Raw genomic sequence first — 25976 nt, forward strand, 5'->3', positions numbered from 1 at the left:
GTTGATAATACTTTAGGACAAGAAATTGGAGAAATAGCTGAAATTGGTCATACCTATAGCTGGTCGCCATCAATTGGACTTAGTGATGCTAATATTTCTAATCCGATCGCTTTGCCTTCAATAACCACGATTTATACGGTTACAAAAACCAATATTGTGAATGGATTTACGGCAACTGCATCAATTGTTGTAGCTGTAGATACGATTATGCCATTGCCTACAATCTTGGGTAATGATACTATTAGTGTCCTTCAAAGCAATGTTCTAAGAATTGCTCAAGGAGGAGAATCATATCTTTGGTCTAATGGATTAGGAACCAATGATACCGTAAGTATTTCTACGCCTGGCATTTATACCGTAACGGCAAAAAGCTTAAACGGTTGTACAGCAACGGCTACAACAGAAGTTATTGAAGTAAGATTTGGTTCCATTGGAGATTTAGTTTGGGCAGACTACAATAACAATGGCGTGCAGGAGCTTACTGAAAGTTTTATGGATAGTATTAAAGTTTACCTTTACGACGGAACTGGAACTGTGTTGTTAGATAGTACAATTTCAGATATTAATGGAAAATATCTATTTGATTCTTTGCCTTCTGGGAACTACAAATTATTCTTTAAAACCCCATCTGAGGCTATGGTTTCACCTCAATATAATGGAATTGACACCTTAGATAGTGATATTAATACGTCGGGATGGACTGAAACAATTAGCATTGATGTTACTAAACCTGTCAATGATACTTTGAGAAACAATACCAAAAAAGACGCTGGATATGTTCCTTATGGCTCTATTGGCGACTATGTTTTTGAAGATAAAGACTTTTCAAATACACAAAATGCTGGGGATACCCCATTGCCAAACGTTACGGTGTACTTACTCAATGCGTCAGGTGTAATTATTGACACGACAGTTTCAGGAATTGATGGAAAATATGTATTTAACAATGTAATTAACGGCGATTACCGTCTCCAATTTGTTAAACCAGTAGGAATGAATGCTGATTTGAAAAACATTGGCTCAGATTCTGAACTCGACTCAGACGCCGATCCAATTACTGGAATCACTGATTTGTTTAATGTGAATACAACATTGACCTTAAATGACCCTCTCAGAAATCTAAATGCTATGGACGCTGGATTTAATTTTTATGATCCAAAAATTAGATTGACTAAAGATGGAGTTTTGGTAGGAACAGGCTTAGTTGGAGATAAAATCACGTACGGATTTACGGTATTGAATACTGGAAATATCACGTTAAGCAATGTTTTCATTGAAGACACTTTGATTTCTAACAGTCCAATCAGTGTTTCACCAAACGTGTTGGCACCAAACCAAACTGGATTTGCAATAGCACATTATACCTTACTAGCTGCCGATATTGAAAGAGGCTATGTTGCAAACTCAGCCTTGGTATTCGGTACTGACCCAATAGGTGTAACTGTAACCGATACATCTGACAATGTGAATCCTTACGAGCCTGGGCCAAGTGATACGACAATAGTCAATATTCCGAAAATTGATATTGCTCTCGTTGGAAATTCAGACGGCGGTTGTGAACGCCAACTAGATGAAATTGTTACGTTCCAAGTTATTGCCTACAGACAAGACACCCTTTCAGGAACAGCTTTACTATCTATCAAAGACAGCTTGGGAGCAAATTTTCAATATATCTCTGCTGATGTGACAGGTGGTTCTTATGATTCAAATACCAATATTTGGTCAAACATAAGTTTGAATTTCAACGAAACTGACACGCTGACCATAAAAGCAAGAATACTGACCAATATGGGCGGTTATCTTTCACACTCAGCATGGCTAATTAGTTCAAATTATAACGATGTGGATTCTTTTGCTGGGGACAAAAACGTTACGGAAGATGACTATTCAAATGTATTTGTTTCTGTGCCAATAAAAATCTGTACAATAAAAAATGAAAGTGTAGACTTAACAGCTCCAAGCGGATATGGAACCTATCAATGGCAGTTAAATGGCGTAAATATAAATGGTGCAAATAGTCAAACCTACACAGCAACCTTGCCAGGTAACTACTCAATAATCACTGACGGAAATACTTGTCAGTCAGGCAATTGTTGCCCAATAATAATTGAAGACTCCTGCCCTTGTCCTCCGCAGATTTGTCTACCTTTTAAAATTACGAAAAGCAAATAAACCTATCCTCTATACCAATGGCTAGTCTGTAGAAATGCAGATTAGTCATTTTTTTATTCCAAAAAAAGTTTAAATAAAAATCCAGTATAGATTCTCTAAAAATAATTTTTCAATATTAGAGAACAAGTGATTTTTACTACCAGTTTTTCATTTCAACATCCAAAAAACTTCATTTTTCACGAACGGAACAATCCAGATTTGAATTAACCAATATTCAAACTTCCATTATTTCAATTTTAAATACTGCTTAAAGTATAAAATTGGATAGATAAAAAAGATAATTAATGCAGAATGAAGATAAATGGAAAGTGTATTTACCAATAATTCTATTTTGCCAGAAAGTTCAATTTTTGGCACTAAATATAGCGATACAATAGGCAAAAGAAGGATTAGAAATGCCAAAAGAAAACGATAAAAAGTATTAGATTTCAAAGCAATAAACAATCCTATACCTGAAAAAACAGGCAAAACTATTTGAGATAAAGTTAGACCTAATTTTAAATCCTTTTCTATACTTGGGATATTTTTTACATTTAGAAAAAAACAAACTGCAGCATAAGCAAAAAGTATGATGGAAACCAAACCCACAAGTCGGCGGTAAGTAAACTTATAATTGATAATTTTTTTAGAAATTGAAAAAGGGATTGTTAAAGTTATCAGCAAAGCCACAAAATCTAAAAAAGGAATAAAAAACAATGTATAAAGCCAGTTTGAATGCCCACATTTGTTATAAAAATAGAGCGTTATGTATTTTCTAAAATAAATGCTGGAAATAGCCAAAAAGCTAAAAAAACCAAAACCATTAAGCACGAGACCCACTTTATTTGTAAATACAGGTATCGAATTATTCCCAACCATAGTGATTAATATTGAACCCACCATCCAATAAATCAGAGTTTTAAAAACGATAACATTTAAAGTCAAAGTGCCTTTTTTTATAGGTAATTCCACATCAAACCGCCAAGATTTATAGGCAAAAAACTGGTGATTGACCTCATAAAATAAAATAACTACTGCAGCCCAAAAAATGGTTTTAATTAAAGCCAAACCAAGGTCTATATAAATATTTTGTCCAGCGTTCAGTTCAAGCACGCCGCTGTTAAAAAATGCCCGAAAAATCGATAAATTTCCTGTAAAACCATTCGCTATTTCTAGATTTACCAAAGGCAAAATACCCATTATAGCAGGCAGAAAAATAAGTTTTGGAGCTTTTTTTATAAAAATATAAATCAAAAAAGGCAAAAAATTCAAAACGCAATTCAATATTAAATTATCGTAATCTAATCTAAAAATTGGTTTACCTAAGAAAAAACTAATTGAAGTGAAACCTATTGTTATTAACCATAAAAATGCTATCTGTACTTTATTGGTTAGGGTATTTCTAAAAATATACCAGAAAACAGTCCATTCGAAAACATTAAAAATGGCGTTAAACATGCCGCTCTTTTGAATATCCCAAAGTGCAACATTCAGAGTATTATATAAATATTCGAACAAGATGTTTTTAAAAAACACCAGTATTATAAGAAATACAAAGGTTTTGTTATTTATAAAATTCCGTTTTGAAGCCATAGTTAGGTCTATATTGTGGCAAATATACTAGCTTATTTTTAAATAAGTTTCGAGTACAATTTTTTCGTATTCTTGATTTTTTTTCTTGCTTTCCAATTTATCCAACAAGATTTTGGCAGCTTGCATCCCCATTTCATAAGCTGGCTGAACAACCGTTGAAAGCTGCGGCCTAAAAAGATGGGAAACATTCAAGTTTGTAAATCCAAAAAACATCATGTCATTTATTTTATTCTCATATCGTTTTTGCAAAACCTCATAGCAGTTTAATGCCAGCCTATCGCTACATATAAAAAAAGCATCTGGATTTTGACTATCTATCAGGTTATCAATAGCTAAAAAAGCTTCTTCAGGATCAAATCCACAGTATTTCACTAAGGACTCGTCAAAAACAATCCCATGAGTTTCCAAAGCTTTACGATATCCTTCCAATCGCTCTTGGCTTATAGAAAGCGACTGCGGACTTGTGATATGGGCTATTCTCTTTTTACCTTGTTTTATCAAATATTCTGTGGCATTAAAGGCCCCAGCCACATTATTTGCCACTACTTTATGAAAACTTTCATTCTCTGGTACCCTGTCAAAAAACACAACAGAAAAATCATTTTCACTGTATTCCAATATATGGTTGATATCTTTACTCGTACCCGAAAGCGAAATCAAAACACCGTCCACCTTCCTTGCAAACAGATGCCTAAAATTTTCCTTTTCCCGCTCCAAAGATTCATGACTTTGACAAATCACCACGTGGTATCCCCTACTGTAAGCTTCATCTTCTATCCCGTTTATGGCCTGGGAAAAGAAATTATTGGCAATTTCAGGCACAATTACACCAATGGCTTTTGTCTTATTATCTTTTAAACTTAAAGCTATCGGATTTGGCACATATCGAACTTTTTTCGCATATTCCGCTACCTTTTTCTTGGTATTTTCGTTGATTTCGTAACTGTCACGAAGTGCCCTAGATACTGTGGAAGTAGATAAGTTTAGGGCTTTTGCAATATCTTTTAATGTAACAGTCTCCAATTTCAATTCTAAGATTTAGGTTTATTCAAAACACAATATAGCCTATTTTCATCAATTTATACAATTCTATATTTTCAAAATTTACACAATTTCCCGTTTTTTGAAAATTCTTCATATACAAAAGTTCTTTGGAAACGATTGCATAAATTATTTAAAACCATTGTTTGTATTCAAGCCAAATCGGTGGTAATCTTACAAAATTATTGTTTTTTTTATGATTAATATAAATTTGGAAGGCAAGCTTGCCTTAGTGACAGGTTGTAACAGAGGTATCGGAAAAGCCATGGCTGAAGGATTAGCCGAAGCAGGTGCCGACATCATTGGCGTCTCTGGCAGCATGAAAGCCGAGGGTAGCGATATTCAAAAATCTGTTGAAGCACTTGGACGGAAATTTTATCCCTATCAGGCCGACTTTGCTGACAGAAAATCTATTTATACTTTTCTTGAAAAAGCAAAAGCCGATCATCCAAAAATTGACATTTTGATAAACAATGCAGGTACTATTTTAAGAGCTCCGGCTGCCGAACATTCTGACGAGTATTGGGACAAAGTGATTGCCATTAACCTTGATGCTCAATTTATTATTACCAGAGAAATCGGAAAATCTATGATAGAAAACGGCAGTGGAAAAGTTATTTTCACGGCTTCACTTTTAACTTTCCAAGGCGGAATAAACGTACCAGGCTATGCCGCTAGCAAAGGTGCCATTGGTAGCTTAGTAAAAGCTTTTGCCAACGAATGGGCTTCAAAAAATATCAACGTAAACGGAATAGCTCCCGGCTATATCGCAACTGACAATACCGAAGCTTTACGTAACGACCCGGAAAGAAGTGCATCTATTTTAGGTAGAATTCCGTCAGGTAGATGGGGGGAGCCCGAGGATTTTAAAGGCCCAGCAGTATTTTTATCATCAGAAATGTCAAGCTATGTTCAAGGTACTATTTTGACTGTTGATGGTGGCTGGATGGGAAGGTGAGTTTAATTTGTTAATTGGTTAATTAGTATCCCGATAGCTATCGGGAGGTTATTAGTATCCCGATAGCTATCGGGAGTTTATTAGTATATTAGTTATTGGATTTTTTTTATCTAATAAAAGAGATTGTAAGCATAATTTATTAATCGAAAATGTTTAATGACCATACTAATGCAGTAGAAATTTCAAAAAAACCAATTCAAAAATTAAAGAAATTATCAAGTATATTTTTAGACTTTCAAGAATTAAAACATCAAAAATTAACAAATTAATAATTAGCAAATTAACAAATTAAATATATGATTTCAAGATATGAAAGTAGTCCACGTGAAGTGGAAAGAATGAATACAGCAGAGCTTAGGGAGAATTTCTTGGTTGAAAGCCTTTTTGTAACTGACCAAATAAACCTTACCTACACCCACTATGACAGATTGGTTTTGGGAGGAGCAAAACCTGTAAATAGTTCTTTGAAATTAGGAACTTATGACGCTCTAAAAAGTGAGTATTTCCTTGAAAGACGTGAAATAGGTATCATAAATGTTGCTGGGGCAGGAAAAGTTGTGGCCGATGGTGAAACTTACGAAGTGGAAAAATTAAGCTGCGTTTATCTTGGAAAAGGCACCAAAGAAGTAATATTTTCTTCGGATGATGCTCAAAATCCTGCCTGTTTTTTCTTACTTTCCTCACCGGCACATCACACTTTTGAAAACAAAATATTTACCAAAGAAGATGCCTCTCCTGTTACACTTGGAGCACCTGAAACTTCAAATCACCGTACGATTTACAAATACATTCACAATGACGGCATAATGTCATGCCAGTTGGTGATGGGATTGACCGTTTTGAAAACTGGAAGCATCTGGAATACCATGCCTCCTCACGTACACGACCGTAGAAGTGAGGTGTATTGCTACTTTGATGTTCCTGAAAACCAAGGTATGATGCACTTTATGGGCAAACCTGACGAAACACGCCACATGTGGGTGCAAAATCACCAAGCCATTATATCTCCTCCATGGAGCATCCATGCTGGTGGTGGATCAGCCAATTACTCGTTTATTTGGGGTATGGCAGGCGAAAACAAGGACTTTACCGATATGGATTTTGTGAACTTAAACTTGTTGAGATAATTACAACAAAACCAATTATTAAAAACTCATTTTCTCCCCTCTCCTGTAGGGAGGGGTTGGGAGTAAGGTTCTTATGAAAAAATACATCTTCTTTTTTAGCATTTTAGCTTTTGGTTTTACTACCAAAACCAGCGGGCCAAGAATTCACTTAATTGGAGATAGTACCATGGCCAACAAAAACCCATACGATGCTCCTGAAACTGGCTGGGGACAGGTATTCAATGAGTTTTTCACGGATGAAGTGCAGATTTTCAACTATGCCCTAAATGGTAGAAGCACCAAAAGTTTTAGAGAGCAAGGTCATTGGAAAAGAGTCTTAGAAAACCTCCAAACTGGAGACTACGTTTTCATACAGTTTGGCCACAATGACCAAAAAGAATCTGACAGCACCCGATATGCTGCACCTCAGACAGATTACAGAAAAAACCTCCAGAGATATATAGATGAAACCAAGTCCAAGGGTGGAATTCCGCTTTTGCTGACGCCAGTAATGCGAAGAAAGTTTGACGAAAACGGAGCTTTTGTAGACCAACATGGCGAATATCCAAAAGTTGTAAAAGAACTTGCAAAACTAAACAGTGTGGATATTATTGATTTGCACGCCTTGAGCCAAACTATTATTGAAAATCACGGATTTGAAGCTTCAAAAGAACTATTTATGATTTTTGATGGAGGCATATATCCAAAATTTAAAGAGCCTAAAGAAGATAATACGCACTTCTCTCCATATGGGGCAAGAGTAATGGCGGCGGCTGTAGCCAAAGACCTGATAGATCAAGCTTTACCATTGAGAAATTGGCTTAAAAAATCTGTTTTCCCTCAAACATTCCAATACCAATTACCACAGATTATTGTTCCTCAATTTAAAAAAGACACATTCAATATCGCAAATTATGGTGCAAAAGGCGATGCTAAAACTCTTAATTCCGTGGTTATAAATCAAGTAATTACCCTAGCCAATGAACAAGGAGGCGGAACGGTTTTGATACCAAAAGGCCTTTGGCTAACTGGCCCAATAATCCTTAAAAGTAATATAAACTTACACTTGGCAGAAGGTGCATTGTTACAATTCAGCGAAAATAGAGCCGACTATCCTGTGGTAGAAACCACTTGGGAGGGAAACACAGCTTACCGTTGCCAAGCTCCAATTTCGGGAAAAAACCTTAAAAACATAGCTCTCACCGGAAAAGGAACCATGGACGGTGCTGGACAAGTTTGGAAACAAGTCAAAAAGTCAAAGCTGACAGATTCGCAATGGAAAACTTTATTAAAATCTGGCGGAGTATTGAATGACAAAAAAGACACTTGGTATCCTTCAGAAGCTTCGAAATATGGCAACGAAAACACGGAATGGACCAACAAAAAAGTAGAAGGTAAAACCTTGGCAGATTATGAAAAAATAAGGGATTTTTTGAGACCCAACATGGTTAGCCTTACCGAATGTCAAAATGTTTTGTTGGATGGCATCACATTCCTTAATTCGCCCGCATGGACGCTCCACCCACTATTATGCAACAACCTAACTATCAGAAACGTAAACGTAAAAAACCCGTGGTTTGGGCAAAATAATGATGCATTAGACATAGAATCTTGCAGCAATGGAATAGTGGAAAATTGCACTTTCGACACAGGCGACGACGCCATTTGTATAAAATCAGGGAAAGATGAGGAAGGCAGGAAAAGAGGTAAACCTACAGAGAATTTCATTATTCAAAACAACACGGTTTTTCATGGACACGGTGGCTTTGTGATAGGCTCCGAAATGTCAGGTGGAGTTAAAAATCTTTACGTAAACAATTGCAATTTCTTGGGCACAGACATTGGCCTGAGGTTTAAAACCAAAAGAGATCGTGGCGGTGTAGTTGAGAAAATATACATTTCAGATATTCAAATGAACAATATTTCTGGCGAAGCGGTGCTTTTTGACATGTATTATGAAGCCAAAGACCCCGTACCAATGGAAGGTGAAGAACAAGCAATGCCCATAATAAATGCTATGCCGCTGAATGATGGAACGCCGTCATTCAAGGATTTTTACATTGAAAATGTATATTGTAAAGGAGCTGAAACGGCAATTATGCTTAGAGGTTTACCTGAGCTAAACATCAAAAACATCAGTATTAAAAACTCCAATTTCACCTCAAACAAAGGCTTAGTTTTTATAGAAGCTGAAAATATTACCCTAGAAAATATCGGTTTGTATACTCAAAACAAATTGGTTGGACAGATTCAGAATAGTAAGAATGTAACGATTAGTAATTTGTCTTTCTCTAATCAAGTCGAAACGATTTTGGAAATCAATGGCGATAGAAACAAAAACTTGCGACTTGTAAATTCAAAAATTTCAGATGCCAAAACCACAGCTATTTTCAAAAGTGGAGCTTCTAAGAAAGATTTAAAATTGAAGTAGGTATTGAAAAAAATACTATCTTTTTTTTAAAACGTATATTTTGAAAATTTACTTTATTTTATTCTTAAAAAGAATCTTAAAGGAATTTGACCGCTGAGTTTCTTTGAAAGGTGTTAAGATTGAGTAGTCTTTTTTTGTCTCCAAATTCATGTTTTCAATCAAGTTATTTTCATTAAATAAAGTTAATTCTCCTTTATATTCGAAAAAATTAATTTTAATTTTTGCTTCTATACCAGAGCCAGGCATGTGTTTTTGGCTATCATAAGGCTCCACTATTATTTTCTCTTCTTTGGGAATTAATTTTCCATTTAAACTAATTTTGGATTTTTGTCCATCGTTTTGTAGAACTTCAAAAATATTCACAAACCTCCCATCACTATTTTCAAGGGTATCTTGCCATGTTTCCCCAACAGCCATTTTTGATTTATGATAAATACAAACCGAAGATAATTCATATACTGGATGCAGAAGCGGAATAGCAGAAAGTATTATACCTTTATTACTATCTGGTTTTGAAATACTTGAAACATCATTAATTTTAGTAACATTTTCAAGAAGGCTTAAATAATGATCACTAGCAATTTTGCTATTTTCATTTGAAGCAAAAGGGCTATCAGTATCTATTTCAAAATCAGCACTCTTCGTCTTTATTCTCTTAGTTTTTATAGATAAATTGGAAGTACCTTTAGACAATTTAAATTCAAATTGTTTTAAAGAATAATATTGTGCTGATGATTGTTTCTGGGACTCAATTTTCAAATTCTTTTCTTCCAATTCTTGAGCTTTTGAAGATTCAGAAATTGGAATTGAAGTGTAAGAATATTCTTGTTCAATAACGATATTCTTATTAAGAAATAAGTTTTGTCCAAAAATAATATGCCCGATGAATAAACAAACTAATAAAAGAAGTGATTTTTTCATAAATAAATTAAGATATTCTTGCAAATGAAAAAAAAAAAATAGAATTACAAGCTGGTTCTCTTTTTTACAACTATAATTTATAAAAATATGAAAAATTTAATAAAAACACTCAGTCTTATTTTCTTGTTATCGCATAATGGATTTGCTAAATCTGCGATAGAAATTAATCCAAAAAATAATTTTATTGAAAACCAGAAAATTGAGAAATTCAATATTGAAAATACATTGAAAAATGTAATCGAAAAAAATAGTATAGAAAATATCAAATTTGATAATGAAAATACTAATTTTAATCTCGAAAATAGTGGCCAAAATGATTTGCATAAAGTTGATTTGAACCAACAAATGATGGAATGCTCTAATGAGAGGATAATAGTAGAAGGTACTACAATTGGCTATGCGAGAACTTGTTGTATTGGTTCTTGGTGCACTACTAGAGAAGTATTTTTCCAATAAATAATTAATTCAATTTTTGAGAACCAGCAATTTTAAAAATTTGAAAGGTTTAATTCTTGCATTTTTTGTTACTTTTTTTCTGTCCCATTGCTTTGGACAAAATACTAAAAAAGTAATTTTTAAAAGTGATAAAAATGGCCACTTTAATCAAAACTTAGACAGTGTTTTGGTATTTAAATCCAATGGATCAATCTATGAACTTGAGAAAAAAGTATTAAAACCTTCTACTTCTTTTGAATATAACCTCTATAATAAACAATTATACCAATTTATTTTTCATAGTTCTTGTTGTTTGCCTGTTCTCAAAGGTATCGATTCTGACACACTTAGCGATATTCAAATTATTCAATTGCACTTTGGAGAAAGGCTAATAAACTTAAAAGAATTAGAAGTAAAAGCTCAACGTGACCGATTCATCAATTCTGGAGACACTACTTTTATTTTTACAAATCCAGACGATACTCGCCCGAATGCAGCTGCATCAACCTTATTTGAGAGGGTCACAGGCTTAAGTAATAACCTAGGTAGAATTTCAGTTTTAGGTAAAACAGTTAAAGAAGTTACAATTGAGGGAAGAAAGATATATGGAGGTGTGCCATCTCTTAGTCTTGAAGCAATAAAAGCAGATATGATAGAACAAATGGAATTTGTCGAAAAAAAACTAGCATCTGGCCAATCTATAAATACATTAAATATCAAACTTAAAAAAGAAAGCAAAAACCTTGGCTATGGTACGATTGATGCGGCTTTGGGTTTTAAAAAGAATCATTTAGCAAATATACGATATAATAAAATCTCGAAAACTGGTTTTTTTAATGCATTTGCTACTTCCAATACTATTAATCAAAGAGGAATAGACTCAAAAACTATGGACTATTTAAGATTGAATTCATTTGGCAATGCAATGAATACCACAGGTTCTGTTATTGGTTTATATGATAATTACGATGTTGACATTGAGGAAAATTATTCTGTTTTTGAAAATAAATTACTAGGCATTAATAATTATTCAGATGCGGGAATTAACTACACACTCACTCGACAAAAGTTAGAATTAAATACCTTTATGTTTTTAAATGATGTAACAGGAAAAATATTTCAAAATACAAATTCTGAAAGTTTATTAGGAGAAATAAATCAAAAAACAAAAAAAAAACAAAGGCAAATCAATAACGAAAGTGCTCTTAATTCAAGCCTTAATTTAATATTTAAACCAAATTCAAAGGTCACATTTAGGTTTAGTAATTTTATAAATGTTACAAAAGTAGGTAGATTATGGTCTGATACTACAGAAAATATAACCAATTTTAATCTACTTACCTCTTATATTTATGGAAACCTCGGCAATAAAAACCACTTGCTAGCAAATTCATCAAATGTCTCTTTAATCATAAATGGAAAAAAGCCTGGTACATTAACTTCATTTTTTTTTAATCAAAATCTGAATAAAAATAATAATGAGAATAAATTTGAAAATATAATAATATTCGATGATATTATTTTTCAACAAATTAGTAACCAAAGACTTGTTCCATTTTTGAATACCGAAAACATTCAATTTATCCACGCAAAACCCATAACTAAGAGAATACTTCTAGAAGCAAAATTCAAAATGACAAATATTAAAAACTCGAACAAACTAATCGATAATTTTGAACAAAAAAACAATGAGTTGATAAATTCTAAAGTAAAAAATCAACTTGTAGAAACTGGAATTTATGCACTTTATCAAAGGCCAAAATTAAAAGCTATAACTGGCTTGAATTATATATATTGGGATATTAAAAGAGAACGAAATATTGAAAGTTTTAATCAGAATCAAAATTTTCTAATAAACCCATTTACCAAATTAGAAACTAAATTAAATAGAAACCCTTTATGGTTAAGAATTTCACAAGAAGTCACTTTGCCAGGATGGAGTCAAGTGGGAAGTTTACCTGATAGCAGTAATCTAAATATAGTCAGCTCAGGCAATATATATTTAAACAATTATGTCCAAAGAAATATTCAGTTAGGATCTTCATTTCGTTTGAAAGGCGATTTGCAATCTAGCATTACTCTTGGGTTTTCCAAATTCCTTAATCCTATTATTAATGACAATCAATTAAATCCTTTATTCAATGTCGTATTTACTTCTTTCGTAAATAGCCCAAATCCAAATATAAGTTTAAACGCTAATTTGAGTATTTTCCGAATTAAAATGAACAGTAAATTTTCTCTGTTTTACTATAGTAATTTTATTCATTTAATATCAACCCAAAAAGTAAACGAATCATTTAGCCAACTGAAAACTAATATATTATTAAATACCATAACCGCTTCTTATAAAGTAAATAAAAATGTAATTTTTAAAATAAATTGGGCTGCTAGATTTAATTGGCTGAATGGCGGACTTATTTTTAATAATGATTTCATCATATCAAATAATTTGGATTTGGGGAAAAAGTGGTATTTAGATTCTAAAATGAATTTAACCTTTAATAAAAACAAAAATCTCATTTCTCAACAATTTCTAGATCTTGAAATAGGAAAATACATGCTAAAAAAGAACAATTTCAAGGGAAATATATTTGTAAAAAATGCTTTTAATTATCAAAACCAAATTTCCGTTTATCAAACTTCAAATTTTCAACTTTTTCAATCTATTAATCAACTACCAAGAGTTGTTGGTATTCAAGTAACTATTTATCCTGAAACTTTCAGAAAAAATTAAAATTAAAAATTTTCGATACAGATAATCTCAGTTACCTAAGAAAGATTTAAGGCTTAAAAAAATATTTACTACACTAAATCCTCATCATCAAGTCGTTGAGATTTTCGTCGGAAGTGATATTTAGTTTTTTCCTGAGTCGGTAGCGTTTTAGTTCTACGCTTCTTGCTGTTATATTTAAAAGTTGGGCAATTTCTTTTGTACTGAGGTTCATTCGTAAATAAGCAGCTAATTTCAAATCCCCATGAGATAACATCGGAAAATCTTGCTGAAGTTTTTTTAGAAAAGACTCGTGAACTTGGTTGAAATTTGATTCAAAAACCTTCCAGTCCGAATTGGTCGAAATATTTTTTTCGATAAGCCTTAAAATAGAATCCGATTTCTCTTTCACTTTGTCCGTAACTTCTTCCTTTATTTGAGAAAGCAGTTCATTCTTTTTTATTAAAACCATCGTGCTATTGGCCAATTCCTCCGATTTTCGGATGATGTCCTTTTCCAATTGCTCATTACGTAGCATCACAATTTCTTGTTGTTTGTGCTCCACTCTTTGCCTGTGAAGCTCCTCCAATTTTTCCTGGTGTTTTTTCAGCCGTCTTTCATGAAGAAAATTAAGCAAATAAACCAAACCCAGAAACATAAGAAAATACCCAATTTTACTCCAACCATTCCAATACCAAGGTGGCAATATTTCGAACTGAAATGTAGATATTTTATCAGAAAAATTGGCCTTTAAAAACAAAGTGTATTTACCTGCCGACAAACTATTGAAAACCTTAAAATTCTCAGTTTGGTAAGCTGACCAGTTATTATTCAAGCCTTCCAATTTATAACTAAACTGTGCCGATTGCGAATAACTATTGGGTTTAAACCAAAAACCTATGGCCTTGTTTTTATTAGAAAAAGTAAAAGCTTTATCTTTCCCAATCTCAAAATTCTGATTAAGTTCCGATGAATTTTCTAGAAAAAAACCAGAGACCATTGCTCCATCACCAAAACCTTCTTTTACAATCTTATCTTGCTCAAAGTTAAATAGTTGTCGATAGTTACCGATTGCAAAACCTTCTTCTAAACAAAACATCAGATGTTCCTCATTGAGGGCTTTAATTTGTTCGCTCCCATCAATAAAACTCTTCGAATCAAAGTAAGAAGCCTGATAGAGCTTATTTTGTTTCCATGTACTGAGCAGACCGTTAGAATTCAATGCCAAAGCCTCTTTATTACCCGATTTAAAAAACTTAACAACAGACTGTTGCCTTGGAAAAGAATTTTCCAAAAGAAACTTTTTCCTAGCTAAATCGAAACGATAAACATTTGAAGAAGTTGTGGCCAAAAGTTGATTTTGAAAGTATGAAATATTCACATAACTGACATTTGGAAATTCAAAAAACGTCCTGTTTTTTACTAAATCATAATCATTAGTGAGTTGAAGTTTTAAAATCTGATTTGGCACTCTTTTTATCCAAACAGTATTGTTCTTTTCTATTTCTATCTCTTTTACAGATTCGGGCGAGTTTTCTATTATTTTCGAAAAAGTCCATTTCCCAGCACCATCTTTTCTAAACAAAACCATTCGCGTATAGGTACCTTGAAGCAGCGTATTCTTATCCAATTGTTTGGTTACCCATCCACCTGTTACATCCGAAATCTTCTTGGCTTGTTTATTATCAATCAGAAATGTACCGTCATTATGACCACAAATCAATTGACCTTCAAAAACATTCAACTGCCAAACTTGCCCTTGTGTATTCGGCACCAAAACAAATTTGTCACCTTCTTTTACAAACAATCCGTGATTTGAACCGATGTACAAATGGTTTTGAAATACCACCCCATCATAAACTGCACCAATATCACCAGATATATCCTGGTAAAATTTCAATGGATTTGCCAACTGAATCAAACTTATGCCATTGTCCAATCCTGCCCAAAGATTACCTTCGGCATCTACATTCAGTGCCAAAACCGTATTGTTACCTAAACCATTGTTTTTATTTAAATGATATTTGACCTCCCCTTTTTCATTACAAATCAGAATTCCGTTGAGCAATGTCCCAAAAGCATACCAACCGTCTTTTATTTTTACAGCTTTGTTGAGTTTATATTTATTTAGCATTGCATTTAATTCTGCATTTAAAGGCAAAAAACCATCTTTTGTTTGTTTAAAAACGCCTTTGGAAGTACCCACCCACAATTGTTTATCTTTTTCATCTGAAGCCAAAAGGGCAGCATAAGCATGATTTTTAAAAAAAGCCTTGCTATCAGGAATTTCCTCAAAAACTCCTTTTTTCAAACGAAAAACACCATTATCGATACCAGGAACAAACAAATCGCCAAATACATTATTGAAAAAATGAATATTTGATGGCACTTTCAATGGCTTTATACTTCCATCGGATATATACAAATAAGCAAAAGCAAAAGACTGGAACAAAATACCATCCTCCGTCTCGACAATATTCCAAATAGATTCCTCTTTAAACTCCTTCCCTCCTATTTTGGCCTTTAATGAATTGTATTTCAAATCGCCTTTCTCATTTCTTTTCCATTCGCCAAACTCTCCCAAAGCTCCAGTAAAAATCCTGCCTTTCCGGTCAACTAAAACAGATCGTAGCGTTTGGTTGCTAGCAAAAAGTCGCCATCGACTTCCATCATATTCCAAAAGGCCTTTAGAATTTGCAAAATACATATTCCCATTTTTTGGGGATTGGCAAACACTCCAATTTTGTCTGTGTGCCAGATAATCCGCCCTTGAAAAGGGCTTGATTTTTGGATTTCCAATATCAAAAATACCCTCCCCAAAGACATTTCCATTGATTAAAACCAACAAAAAACAAATCCAAAGAAAATTATTTAAACATAATTTTGGGAAGGAAAATTTTCCCAGAAAAAAATTACATGATGTAGTTAAAATCATCACTAGAGCAATAATTATTTATGAAATGATGTAATTATGATGTAGTGCGAAATTAGTTTAAGCAAATCAGATAATCTAATTTTGAACTTGAAATATCAATATTATTTAGCAGATATTTAATATACACAAACAAGACAATATGAAATCAATTAAACAACCATTTTATTTAAGCTTGTTGTTTAGTGTTTTGGTGGCATTTGGAGCAAATGCACAAACGCTGATCAAAGGAAAAATAACAGATGCATCAAATTCGGAAGGAATTCCCGGTGTGTCGGTTAGAGTAAAAGGAGGAACCGCCGGTACAGTTTCAGATTTTGACGGTAAATATGAACTCACAGTCCCTTCCAAAACTACCTTGACTTTCACCTCTATAGGATATGATAGCAAAGAAGTAATGGTAGGCAACCAAACCGAAATCAATGTTTCGATGGCATTCTCCGAAAATATCCTTGATCAAGTAGTAGTGGTAGGTTATGGCAGTCAAAGAAAAGTGGACATTACAGGAGCTACTAATAGTATCAAAGGCGAAGATTTGATAAGAATTCCTGTGATGACACCAACTCAGGCTATACAAGGAAAAGTGGCAGGTGTACAAATCATTAGTTCCGGTAAACCTGGTAGTTCACCAACGATCAGAGTTAGAGGAACTGGCACTGCACTAGCTGGAACTTCCACCCTTTTTGTTGTTGACGGAGTACTTACTGACGACATCAGCAATATCAACAATGCTGATATTGTAAATATTGACATCTTAAAAGATGCTTCTTCAACTGCGATTTATGGAGCAAGAGGGGCAAATGGCGTGGTAATAATAACTACAAAAAGAGGACAATCTGGACAAATCCAGGTTAACTATTCCTTGAACACTGGTATGCGGTCGGCTTCCAATTTAGTTAAAATGGCCAATGCCACTGAATATGCCAACTATGTAAGTGCTGCTACTGCGAAAATCGTAGAAGCGGGTGATATTTCCACTGATTGGTATTCAAAGATCCTTCGGAATGCTTTTATGCAAAACCATAACCTTTCACTTACTGGCGGCTCTGATAAAAACAAAGTGTATCTAAGTTTAGGATATCTTACAGACCAAGGAATTGTGCTGAACAATAAATTTGACAGATTTACGGCAAGGCTAAACAATGACCTTACCATCAATAAATATATAACCACTGGCATAAGTGCATCATTTACAAACAGCCATGACCAAAATGTAAATCTAGGTTCGGCTTATAACAATGCCTACAGAGCGGCACCAATTATTGAGGCTCAAAATTCGGATGGCTTATATGGAAATACCTCCCTTTATCAAAATGTTGGAAATGCCGTACTTGACATAAACAATACCAAAGACCTCACCAACAACAATCGTGTGCAGTCTTCAGCGTTTTTATCGATTCAGCCACTCAAATATCTAACTTTTAGAAGTAGCATAGGTGGAGATTTAATAACAGGAAACCAAAACGTTTACAGTGCAAAGTTTGACAATGACCAAACCACTTTCATTTTGCCTGGAGGTAACCAAAGAAATCCGAACTCCACGCTAAATTCAAGTTTTAATAATTCATTCCACTGGGTTTTTGACAATATTCTAACCTTTGAAAAATCCTTCCAGAAAAACACCTTAAAATGGTTGGTTGGAACAACAGCCGAGGAGTATTCTTTTAGAGGATTGTCGGGTTTCAGAAAAGATGTGCCTGCTGCCGAAAATTTGTGGTACTTAAATACTGGAAATGCAAATACATCAACAAATGGAGGTTTTGGCGACAAATGGGCGAGAAATAGCTATTTGAGCCGGATCAATTACAATTTTGACGATACTTATTTGGTTACGGCCACTGTACGTCGAGATGGAAGCTCTAGATTTCCGGTTCAAAACCGTTGGGGATTTTTTCCTTCTGTGGGTTTAGGTTGGATTATCTCGAACGAAAAATTCATGGAAAAACAAACTTTCTTCAACACCCTAAAACTAAGGGCCAGCTGGGGACAAGTGGGCAATGACAGGATTCCATCGGATGGCTACATCGTGACAGTTGACCAAAACCAAGCCTATGCATTTGGAGGCGGAACAGCTTCACCAGGTGTTGCAATTACACAAATCAAGGATTCAAACTTAAAATGGGAAACTACTGAAGAGGCTGATTTAGGCCTAGAATGGAGTGCCAAAAACGGAAAGCTGCAAGGAGAACTTGGTTTTTATGACAAAAAATCAAAAGACTTGCTTATCAATGTAAAAGTACCTTCTGTGACGGGCGATAAAGACGGCGTAGTTTTGACTAATGCTGCTTCTATCAGAAACACGGGATTGGAGGCTGCCGTAAACTGGAAAAACAGAATCAATAAAAATGCAAACTATAGCATCGGCGGAAACATTACATTTAACAAGAACCGAGTGATTGGATTAAATGGTGGCCAGCCGATATTGGATGGGGGAATTGGTGCTGCTCAGCAATACACCACCAAAACAGACAACGGTCAGCCAGTGGGTAGTTTCTATGTTTACAATACATTGGGTGTTTTCCAAACCAACGAAGAGGTGTCTGCTTATACCGATGCCAAGGGAAGTGTAATTCAGCCAAGTGCGGCAGCAGGTGATTTTAAATACCAAGACGTAAACGGAGACGGTAAAATAGATGATAATGATAGAATTTTTGCTGGCTCCTATCAGCCAAAGGCATACTTAGGCATCAATCTCGGTTTTACCTACAAACAGTTTGACTTCAGTACGGACCTTTATGGAGCTTTTGGAGGAAAAATATACAATGGAAAAAAAGCTTTTAGACAAGGACTGCTTGACAACGTAGAAAAATCTATGGCTTATGGAAGATGGTCGCCTGGCACTGGTGTTCAAAACGAACCTGCCGCCAACGGGGGTTATTTACCTGCATCTACCTATTTTGTGGAATCAGGAGATTTTATTAGGGTTAATAACATTACTGCGGCTTATAATTTACCAAAAACAAAAATTGAAAAAATAAAAGCTTCGAGTGCTAAAATTTTTGTCACTGCTCAGAACCTTTTCACCTACAAAAAATACTCAGGATTTACGCCAGAGCTTAGTTCTAACTCTCCAACGAGTGCCGGAATTGAGCTTAATGCTTATCCCACCACTAAAACCTTGGCTTTTGGACTTAACATCGGATTTTAATTATGAAAACAAAAACAATTCTTTCGATACTAGCAGGTGTTTTGGTCTTAAATAGTTGCTCTTCAGACTTTTTAAATGTACCATTGCAAGGACAGCCAACAGCAGAAACAGATCCAAACCTAGCTCAAAACTTAGTGATTGGCGTTTACAATAGTTTGCTTAATGGACAATCATTCGGTGCAGAAGGTGATGCTCACGGTATAGCGTTTGTAACGGCCACCAATATCATCTCTGATGATGCAGACAAAGGCAGTACGGCCAGCGACCAAGCCGGAACAGTCGGTGTTATTGACAATTTCACGGTTACTCCGACCAACTTGTTTGTGCAATCACTTTGGGCTGGACATTACAATGGCATAGCCAAAGCCAACAATGCTTTGGTGATTATCGAAAAATCTACGCTTTCGGAAAGCGAAAAGGCAAGGTTGACAGGAGAAGTAAAGTTCATAAGAGGATACTATTATTTCAATCTGGTACGTTGGTTTGGAGGAGTGCCAAAAATACTTAGAGTCCCAGCCAATGCCGAAGATGCGAACAATGACCCAGTTTTTCAAACACGGGCTTCGGTGGACGATATTTATAAAGTGATAGTAGAAGACATGCAATATGCTGTGGACAATCTGCCACTTAGAGGCAATACCCAAGCAGGAAGAATTTCGAAAGGAACTGCTCAGGCAATGTTGGCAAAGGTTTATTTATACCTTAAAACCTGGGATCAAGCTTACAAATTATCTGCTGAAGTAATAAATTCCGGGCAATATCAATTGTTGGATAATTACAGCAACATTTGGCGACAAGCAGGCGACAATAGCAAAGAGGCGATATTCGAAATTCAAACTGGGGTTTTCAACAACTCTGACTATGGCATAAACAGCTACGCTATGTTTCAAGGACCAAGAGTAGGTGGAAAAGGCGGTTGGAGAGACTTGGGTTGGGGTTTCAACAATCCGAGCACAACACTTAGTAATGCTTATGAAACAGGTGACAAACGTAAAGCTGCAACGATAATTTTTATCGACAATTCTGGTAAACATGTAGGAACAACACTATTTGATGGTTTCCGAATTCCAAGTGCCGATTCAGTTGAAAACCTTCGATACAATTACAAAGCATACCACTCTGAAGATCCAAATGTAGAAAACTACCTAGGAAATAGAGATCGAAAACAAAAAAACGTACACTTATTAAGATATGCTGAGGTGCTTTTAATCAATGCCGAGGCTGCCAACGAACTTGGAAAGACTGGTGATGCATTGATTCAATTAAACAATATAAGAAGCCGAGCAGGCCTTTCAGATTCAGCTATTTCTGGCACAAACGAACTCAGAGAAGCCATCTGGAAAGAGCGACATCTAGAGTTGGCGATGGAACACGACCGTTGGTTTGACTTGGTAAGAACAAAAAAAGTGGCTGAAGTAATGAAAGCCTCAGGAAAACCTTTTGTAACAGGGAAACATGAGCTTTTGCCGATTCCTAGCCTACAAATTGCCCTAAGTAATAATCAATTAACACAAAATCCAAATTATTAATCAATATCATTTTTTAAATTTAAATTTATCATATCTATGAAAAAACAAATGTTAAAATTAGGCGTATTATCGCTACTTATGAGCGGTGTATTTGTAGCATGCAGCACAACAGAAGAAGTATTACCACCAATCGGAGGTTTTAACAATGCAGGTGAAGTGGCTTCAAGTAATCTTGTGGCATATTGGGGAATGGAAGGTGATGGAAAAGAAGCAAAATCAGGTTCGGCTCCTAGCAAATCAGTAAATGCAAGCTTTGGAACAGGGATAAAAGGAAAAGGACTTTCTTTGGCTGCTGGATATCTAGCTTTTGACGAGATTGCAGCACTTAATAGCTTACCAAACGCTACAGTAAGTGCTTGGGTTAATGTTAAAAACAATGGCTCGGCTCCTTCTTGTTTTTTCACTTTGACAAGACCAAACGAATGGGCAGGAAACATTAACCTTATGTCAGAAACAGGTTGGAAAAAAGCGGTTTCAGACACAATGGTTGTAAAGGGCCTAGTAGTGACTAAAGTAGCTGGCAACGACTCATGGCAAGACTCAAGAAACGAACCTTCCAAAGGTGGTGACCAAGCCGCTAAAGTGGCAGGAAACTGGGCTCATTTGGTTATCTCTTGGGATGGAACAACTTCTATGTTTAAAGTGTACGCAAACGGCGTGAAAATTTCTAACCCTGAGTGGGAGGCTAGAGGAACTACGGGTCCATTGAACTTCACAACACCGACTAGAGCGGTAATTGGAGCTTGGGGCACAAACCTTGGTACAACTTCAGAAGCATGGCAAGTACCAATGACAGGTATGATGGACGAAATCAGAGTTTACAACAAAGCTCTTACAGATGCCGATATCAGTGCTTTGTATCAGTTAGAAAAAGCAGGACGTTAAGTTTTTTAATAAATATCGGGAGAGAAATTTTCCCGATATTTTTTTCATTTATTCAAAATAAAAAACATGAATTTTCTTTTAAAATCTCTGCTCCTAATTTCCGCATCACACTTTTCTTGTAAAACTACCCCTCCTACTCCATCTCAACCATTTCAAATTAGCAGCATAAAAATTGATGGCAAAGAGCCCAAAAATGCAACTGTTTTTGATGTAAAAATTTCACCTGAAATCCAATTGTCTTTTTCTTCAAAGATTAACATAAGTACAGCAAAAGACGCCGTATTGATTTCAAATAGCAAAACCAAAGAAAATATAATTAGCGATATTAAATTAGGGAGCAATGACAGCACTTTGGTCATTTCTCCTCAAAAACTCACCTATCTCAATTCGTACAATTTGCAAGTTTTACAAACCCTAAAATCTTCAGAAAAACAAACATTAAACTCTGAAATTCAGATGCAGTTTAGTACTTCTATTGACTCTACAGATAAGTTTCCGAGAATCAGCGACGAGGAACTTTTGACATTGGTACAAAAGCAAACTTTTAAATATTTTTGGGATTTCGGGCATCCTGTTTCGGGCTTAGCCAGAGAGAGAAATAGCTCAGGAGATGTAATTACTTCTGGCGGTTCAGGATTTGGTATAATGACAATTCCAGTAGCGATAAACAGAGGCTTTATAAATAGAGAAGAAGGCTTAGATAGAATGTTGAAAATCGTAGATTTTTTACAAAACAAAGCCATTGCTTATCATGGTGTTTTTCCACATTGGCTCAATGGTGCCACAGGAGCCACTATACCTTTTAGTCCGAAAGACAATGGAGCCGATTTGGTTGAAACTTCCTACTTGATGGCGGGTTTACTTACTACTAGACAATACTTTAGCCAAGAAATAGAAAAAGAAATAAATTTAAGAAAAGGCATCACGGAGCTGTGGGAAGCTGTGGATTGGAACTGGCATACACAAAACCAAGACGTTTTATACTGGCATTGGTCGCCAACTTTTGCTTGGGAAATGAACCACCAGATTCACGGCTGGAATGAGGCCTTGATTACCTACATAATGGCTGCTGCATCACCAACACATCCTATCAAAAAGTCGGTTTATGATGCCGGCTGGGCAAGAAATGGAGATATGAAAAACGGTAAGAGTTTCTACGGAATAAAACTACCTTTGGGCGAAGATTTAGGCGGACCGTTGTTTTTTGAGCAATATACTTTTTTGGGAATTGACCCTCGCAAACTCAAAGATCAATATGCCAATTATTGGGAACAAGCCGTAAATCATACACAGATAAACAGAGCATATTGTGTACAAAATCCCAAGAATTATGTTGGATATAGTAGCGATTGTTGGGGACTAACCGCCTCTGACAACAACACAGGCTATTCGGCTCACAGTCCAACCAATGACTTAGGCGTAATAACACCCACTGCGGCATTGTCATCATTTCCATTTACGCCAAAAGAATCAATGGAAGCAATGCGTTTTTTCTATTATAAATTGGGAGACAAAATCTGGAAACAGCACGGATTTGTAGATAGTTTTAATCTCTCCAAAGCATGGTATGCAGATTCGTTTTTAGCGATAGACCAAGGCCCAATAGTGCTTATGATAGAAAATCATCGCTCAGGTCTTTTGTGGAAATTGCTCATGGCCGACAAAGACATAAAAACTGGTTTAGACAAATTAGGATTTGAATATTGAAATTTTTAACTTCAAAACTTCTTTCTTAAAAGAAATTAAGACTAAAATAAAACCTTATAAAAATGAAAAAAATAACTTTCCTCTTTGTGCTGAGCTTTTTGCTCCACAATTTATCTTTTGCTCAAAATACCAAAAGAGACCAATTCGTTTCGGCATTGATGAAAAAAATGACCATCGATGAAAAAATTGGTCAATTAAATTTACTTACAGGCGAAGCCACTACAGGTTCTGCCGTAAGTAGCGACGTAGAATTAAAATTAAAAGCCGGAAAAGTAGGCGGAATATTTAGCCTTTCTACGCCCGAAAAAATCAGAAAAGCCCAAGAATTAGCACTGCAAAGTCGTTTGAAAATTCCAGCGATTTTCGGCATGGACGTAATTCATGGCTACCGCACTATGTTCCCGATACCTTTAGGTATGTCTGCCACTTGGGACATGGATTTAATCGAAAAATCAGCAAAAATGGCTGCTCAAGAAGCAACCGCAGACGGGATTTCTTGGACTTTTTCGCCTATGGTAGATATCAGCCGAGACCCACGTTGGGGACGTGCTTCAGAAGGCTCGGGAGAGGACGTATTTTTAGGTTCTAAAATAGCCGCGGCAATGGTGAAAGGTTACCAAGGCAAAGATTTGGCAGAAAAAAATACTATGATGGCCTGTGTAAAACACTTTGCTCTATACGGAGCTGCTGAAGGCGGTCGCGACTACAATACTACTGACATGAGCCGTGTGCGTATGTATAACGAATACCTTCCACCATACAAAGCCGCTTTAGACGCTGGTGCGGGCTCCATAATGGCCTCTTTTAACGAAATCGACGGTATACCAGCCACTGCAAATAAATGGCTTTTGACAGACCTATTGCGTAAAGAATGGGGATTCAAAGGTTTTGTGGTGACGGATTATACAGGCAACAACGAAATGATAGACCACGGCATGGGCGACATCCAAACTGTAACGGCAAAAGCTCTGCATGCAGGCTCAGACATGGACATGGTAGGCGAAGGATTTTTGAATACTTTGAAAAAATCATTGGTAGAAAAGAAAGTAACACAAGCCGAAATTGACCGTGCGGTAAGACTTGTTTTGAATGCAAAATATGAATTGGGATTGTTTGAAGATCCGTTCCGTTACTGTGACGAAAATCGAGCAAAAACAGAAATTTACAACAGCCAGACGAGGGCGTTTTCTCGTGAAGTAGCTTCGAAGTCTTTTGTATTATTGAAAAACAAAAACAATATTTTGCCACTCAAAACTTCTCAAAAGATTGCGGTAGTTGGACCATTAATAAACAACAAAGAAAACATGGCCGGCACTTGGTCAGTTTCTGAAGTTCGAACCAACAGCATCACTTTGATGGAAGGTTTAAGAAATACTTTGGGAGAAAAAACTGAAATTCTACAAGCCCGAGGAGCCAATATTTATACAGACCCTACGATGGACGCCAACGCGGCTGTGTTTGGAAAAACTACCGACAGAGACAATCGCTCCGACGAAGAAATGCTTTTTGAAGCTGTAAGAATAGCCAAAAATGCGGATGTAATTGTGGCCGCTTTGGGCGAATCTGCAGAGATGAGTGGCGAAAGTTCGAGCCGCTCGCAAATAGACATTCCTGAAAACCAACGTAATCTTTTGAAAGCTTTGGTAAAAACAGGAAAACCCGTAGTTTTGGTATTATTTACTGGTCGCCCCTTGGTCTTGACTTGGGAAAACGAAAACGTGGACGCCATTCTAAACGTTTGGTTTGCAGGCTCTGAAGCTGGAAATGCCATAGCGGATGCTTTGTATGGCAAAACCATACCATCCGGCAAACTTTCGATGTCTTTCCCTAGAAATGAAGGACAAATTCCGGTGTATTACAACCATAAAAACACGGGTCGCCCCCACAGTGGAAAGCCTGGTTATGAGAAATTTAGATCAAACTATTTGGATGTAGCCAACGAGCCTTTGTTTCCGTTTGGTTATGGATTGAGTTATACCACGTTTGAATATGGCGACATTAAATTAGACAAAACCAGCATGACAGAAGGTCAACAAATCAAAGTTTCGGTAGATGTAAAAAACACTGGAAACTATGACGGAGAAGAAGTGGTGCAGTTGTATATCAGAGACAAAGTAGGCAGCAACACTCGCCCAGTAAAAGAGCTCAAAGACTTCAAAAAAGTACTAATCAAAAAAGGCGAAACCAAAACAATAGATTTCTCAATAAGCATAAATGACCTAAAATATTATACCAACGAGCTACAATATATTGCCGAAAAAGGCGAATTTGAAGTAATGATTGGTGGAGATTCTGACAAAGTTAAAAAGGCGGGATTTGATTTGAAGTAATGCTGTTTTTTAGTTTATTTGAACACCCTTTTCTTTATGGAGATTTGGGTGTTTTTTTTTGTAGTTGTAAATCATTAATGGCTTTTTATCTAAAATGAT

The 25976-nt window shown here is 35.6% G+C and carries 15 protein-coding genes; 11 read left to right on the forward strand and 4 right to left on the reverse strand.

What is annotated here, in order from left to right:
* On the forward strand, positions 1 to 2172 hold a 2172-nt coding region (locus EGI22_RS10210), incomplete at its 5' end, for an SdrD B-like domain-containing protein (RefSeq protein WP_310588141.1).
* Between the two features lie 225 nt (positions 2173 to 2397).
* Here EGI22_RS10210 and EGI22_RS10215 read toward each other — a convergent pair.
* Both EGI22_RS10215 and EGI22_RS10220 read right to left on the reverse strand, forming a co-directional pair.
* Positions 2398 to 3669 carry a hypothetical protein gene (locus EGI22_RS10215; protein ID WP_255068220.1) on the reverse strand — a complete coding sequence of 424 codons (1272 nt, stop codon included), beginning with the start codon at positions 3667 to 3669 and terminating at the stop codon, positions 2398 to 2400.
* A gap of 102 nt (positions 3670 to 3771) precedes the next feature.
* Positions 3772 to 4767, reverse strand: coding sequence for a LacI family DNA-binding transcriptional regulator (locus EGI22_RS10220; RefSeq protein ID WP_255068222.1), 996 nt, complete (start codon positions 4765 to 4767; stop codon positions 3772 to 3774).
* 214 nt (positions 4768 to 4981) lie between these two features.
* Between EGI22_RS10220 and EGI22_RS10225 the strand changes: the two genes are divergently transcribed.
* From EGI22_RS10225 to EGI22_RS10235, 3 genes are all read left to right on the forward strand, one after another.
* Positions 4982 to 5743 (forward strand): SDR family NAD(P)-dependent oxidoreductase, encoded by a 762-nt coding sequence (locus tag EGI22_RS10225; protein ID WP_255068223.1) that lies wholly within the window; start codon positions 4982 to 4984, stop codon positions 5741 to 5743.
* A 296-nt stretch (positions 5744 to 6039) separates the two neighbouring features.
* Complete coding sequence (gene kduI / locus EGI22_RS10230; RefSeq protein ID WP_255068224.1) at positions 6040 to 6870, forward strand: 5-dehydro-4-deoxy-D-glucuronate isomerase; 831 nt, start codon at positions 6040 to 6042, stop codon at positions 6868 to 6870.
* A 73-nt stretch (positions 6871 to 6943) separates the two neighbouring features.
* The gene (locus EGI22_RS10235) at positions 6944 to 9280 is read left to right on the forward strand and encodes a glycosyl hydrolase family 28 protein (RefSeq protein ID WP_255068226.1); all 2337 of its coding nucleotides are present in this window, start codon (positions 6944 to 6946) and stop codon (positions 9278 to 9280) included.
* Between the two features lie 48 nt (positions 9281 to 9328).
* Here the strand turns inward: EGI22_RS10235 and EGI22_RS10240 are convergent, their stop codons facing one another.
* Positions 9329 to 10201, reverse strand: coding sequence for a hypothetical protein (locus EGI22_RS10240; protein ID WP_255068227.1), 873 nt, complete (start codon positions 10199 to 10201; stop codon positions 9329 to 9331).
* A gap of 87 nt (positions 10202 to 10288) precedes the next feature.
* On the opposite strand from EGI22_RS10240, the gene EGI22_RS10245 reads away from it, so the two are divergent.
* Positions 10289 to 10657 (forward strand): hypothetical protein, encoded by a 369-nt coding sequence (locus tag EGI22_RS10245; RefSeq protein ID WP_255068228.1) that lies wholly within the window; start codon positions 10289 to 10291, stop codon positions 10655 to 10657.
* Positions 10658 to 10697: 40 nt separating this feature from the next.
* Positions 10698 to 13370 carry a hypothetical protein gene (locus tag EGI22_RS10250; RefSeq protein WP_255068229.1) on the forward strand — a complete coding sequence of 891 codons (2673 nt, stop codon included), beginning with the start codon at positions 10698 to 10700 and terminating at the stop codon, positions 13368 to 13370.
* A gap of 73 nt (positions 13371 to 13443) precedes the next feature.
* On the opposite strand, the gene EGI22_RS10255 is transcribed toward EGI22_RS10250, so the two are convergent.
* Entirely contained in the window at positions 13444 to 16053 is a 2610-nt protein-coding gene (locus tag EGI22_RS10255; protein WP_255068230.1) for a triple tyrosine motif-containing protein, read from the reverse strand.
* 367 nt (positions 16054 to 16420) lie between these two features.
* Between EGI22_RS10255 and EGI22_RS10260 the strand changes: the two genes are divergently transcribed.
* From EGI22_RS10260 to bglX, 5 genes are all read left to right on the forward strand, one after another.
* On the forward strand, positions 16421 to 19426 hold the full coding sequence (locus tag EGI22_RS10260) for a TonB-dependent receptor (RefSeq protein WP_255068231.1): 3006 nt from the start codon (positions 16421 to 16423) through the stop codon (positions 19424 to 19426).
* 2 nt (positions 19427 to 19428) lie between these two features.
* The gene (locus EGI22_RS10265; protein ID WP_255068232.1) at positions 19429 to 20955 is read left to right on the forward strand and encodes a RagB/SusD family nutrient uptake outer membrane protein; all 1527 of its coding nucleotides are present in this window, start codon (positions 19429 to 19431) and stop codon (positions 20953 to 20955) included.
* Between the two features lie 36 nt (positions 20956 to 20991).
* Entirely contained in the window at positions 20992 to 21840 is an 849-nt protein-coding gene (locus EGI22_RS10270; protein WP_255068233.1) for a LamG domain-containing protein, read from the forward strand.
* A gap of 66 nt (positions 21841 to 21906) precedes the next feature.
* Positions 21907 to 23547, forward strand: a complete 1641-nt coding sequence (locus EGI22_RS10275; RefSeq protein ID WP_255068234.1) for a glucoamylase family protein — start codon at positions 21907 to 21909, stop codon at positions 23545 to 23547.
* A gap of 62 nt (positions 23548 to 23609) precedes the next feature.
* Complete coding sequence (gene bglX, locus EGI22_RS10280) at positions 23610 to 25877, forward strand: beta-glucosidase BglX (protein WP_255068235.1); 2268 nt, start codon at positions 23610 to 23612, stop codon at positions 25875 to 25877.
* The last annotated feature ends 99 nt before the right edge of the window (positions 25878 to 25976 follow it).

The sequence above is a fragment of the Lacihabitans sp. LS3-19 genome, assembly GCF_024343575.1.
Lineage (GTDB): Bacteria > Bacteroidota > Bacteroidia > Cytophagales > Spirosomataceae > Leadbetterella.

Excerpts from the sequence above, each read along its gene's own strand:
- EGI22_RS10225 (WP_255068223.1), top strand. The coding sequence starts at position 4,982 with ATGATTAATATAAATTTGGAAGGCAAGCTTGCCTTAGTGACAGGTTGT.
- kduI (WP_255068224.1), top strand. The coding sequence starts at position 6,040 with ATGATTTCAAGATATGAAAGTAGTCCACGTGAAGTGGAAAGAATGAAT.
- EGI22_RS10235 (WP_255068226.1), top strand. The coding sequence starts at position 6,944 with ATGAAAAAATACATCTTCTTTTTTAGCATTTTAGCTTTTGGTTTTACT.
- EGI22_RS10240 (WP_255068227.1), bottom strand. The coding sequence starts at position 10,201 with ATGAAAAAATCACTTCTTTTATTAGTTTGTTTATTCATCGGGCATATT.
- EGI22_RS10245 (WP_255068228.1), top strand. The coding sequence starts at position 10,289 with ATGAAAAATTTAATAAAAACACTCAGTCTTATTTTCTTGTTATCGCAT.
- EGI22_RS10255 (WP_255068230.1), bottom strand. The coding sequence starts at position 16,053 with ATGTATTTTGCAAATTCTAAAGGCCTTTTGGAATATGATGGAAGTCGA.
- EGI22_RS10260 (WP_255068231.1), top strand. The coding sequence starts at position 16,421 with ATGAAATCAATTAAACAACCATTTTATTTAAGCTTGTTGTTTAGTGTT.
- EGI22_RS10265 (WP_255068232.1), top strand. The coding sequence starts at position 19,429 with ATGAAAACAAAAACAATTCTTTCGATACTAGCAGGTGTTTTGGTCTTA.
- EGI22_RS10270 (WP_255068233.1), top strand. The coding sequence starts at position 20,992 with ATGAAAAAACAAATGTTAAAATTAGGCGTATTATCGCTACTTATGAGC.
- EGI22_RS10275 (WP_255068234.1), top strand. The coding sequence starts at position 21,907 with ATGAATTTTCTTTTAAAATCTCTGCTCCTAATTTCCGCATCACACTTT.
- bglX (WP_255068235.1), top strand. The coding sequence starts at position 23,610 with ATGAAAAAAATAACTTTCCTCTTTGTGCTGAGCTTTTTGCTCCACAAT.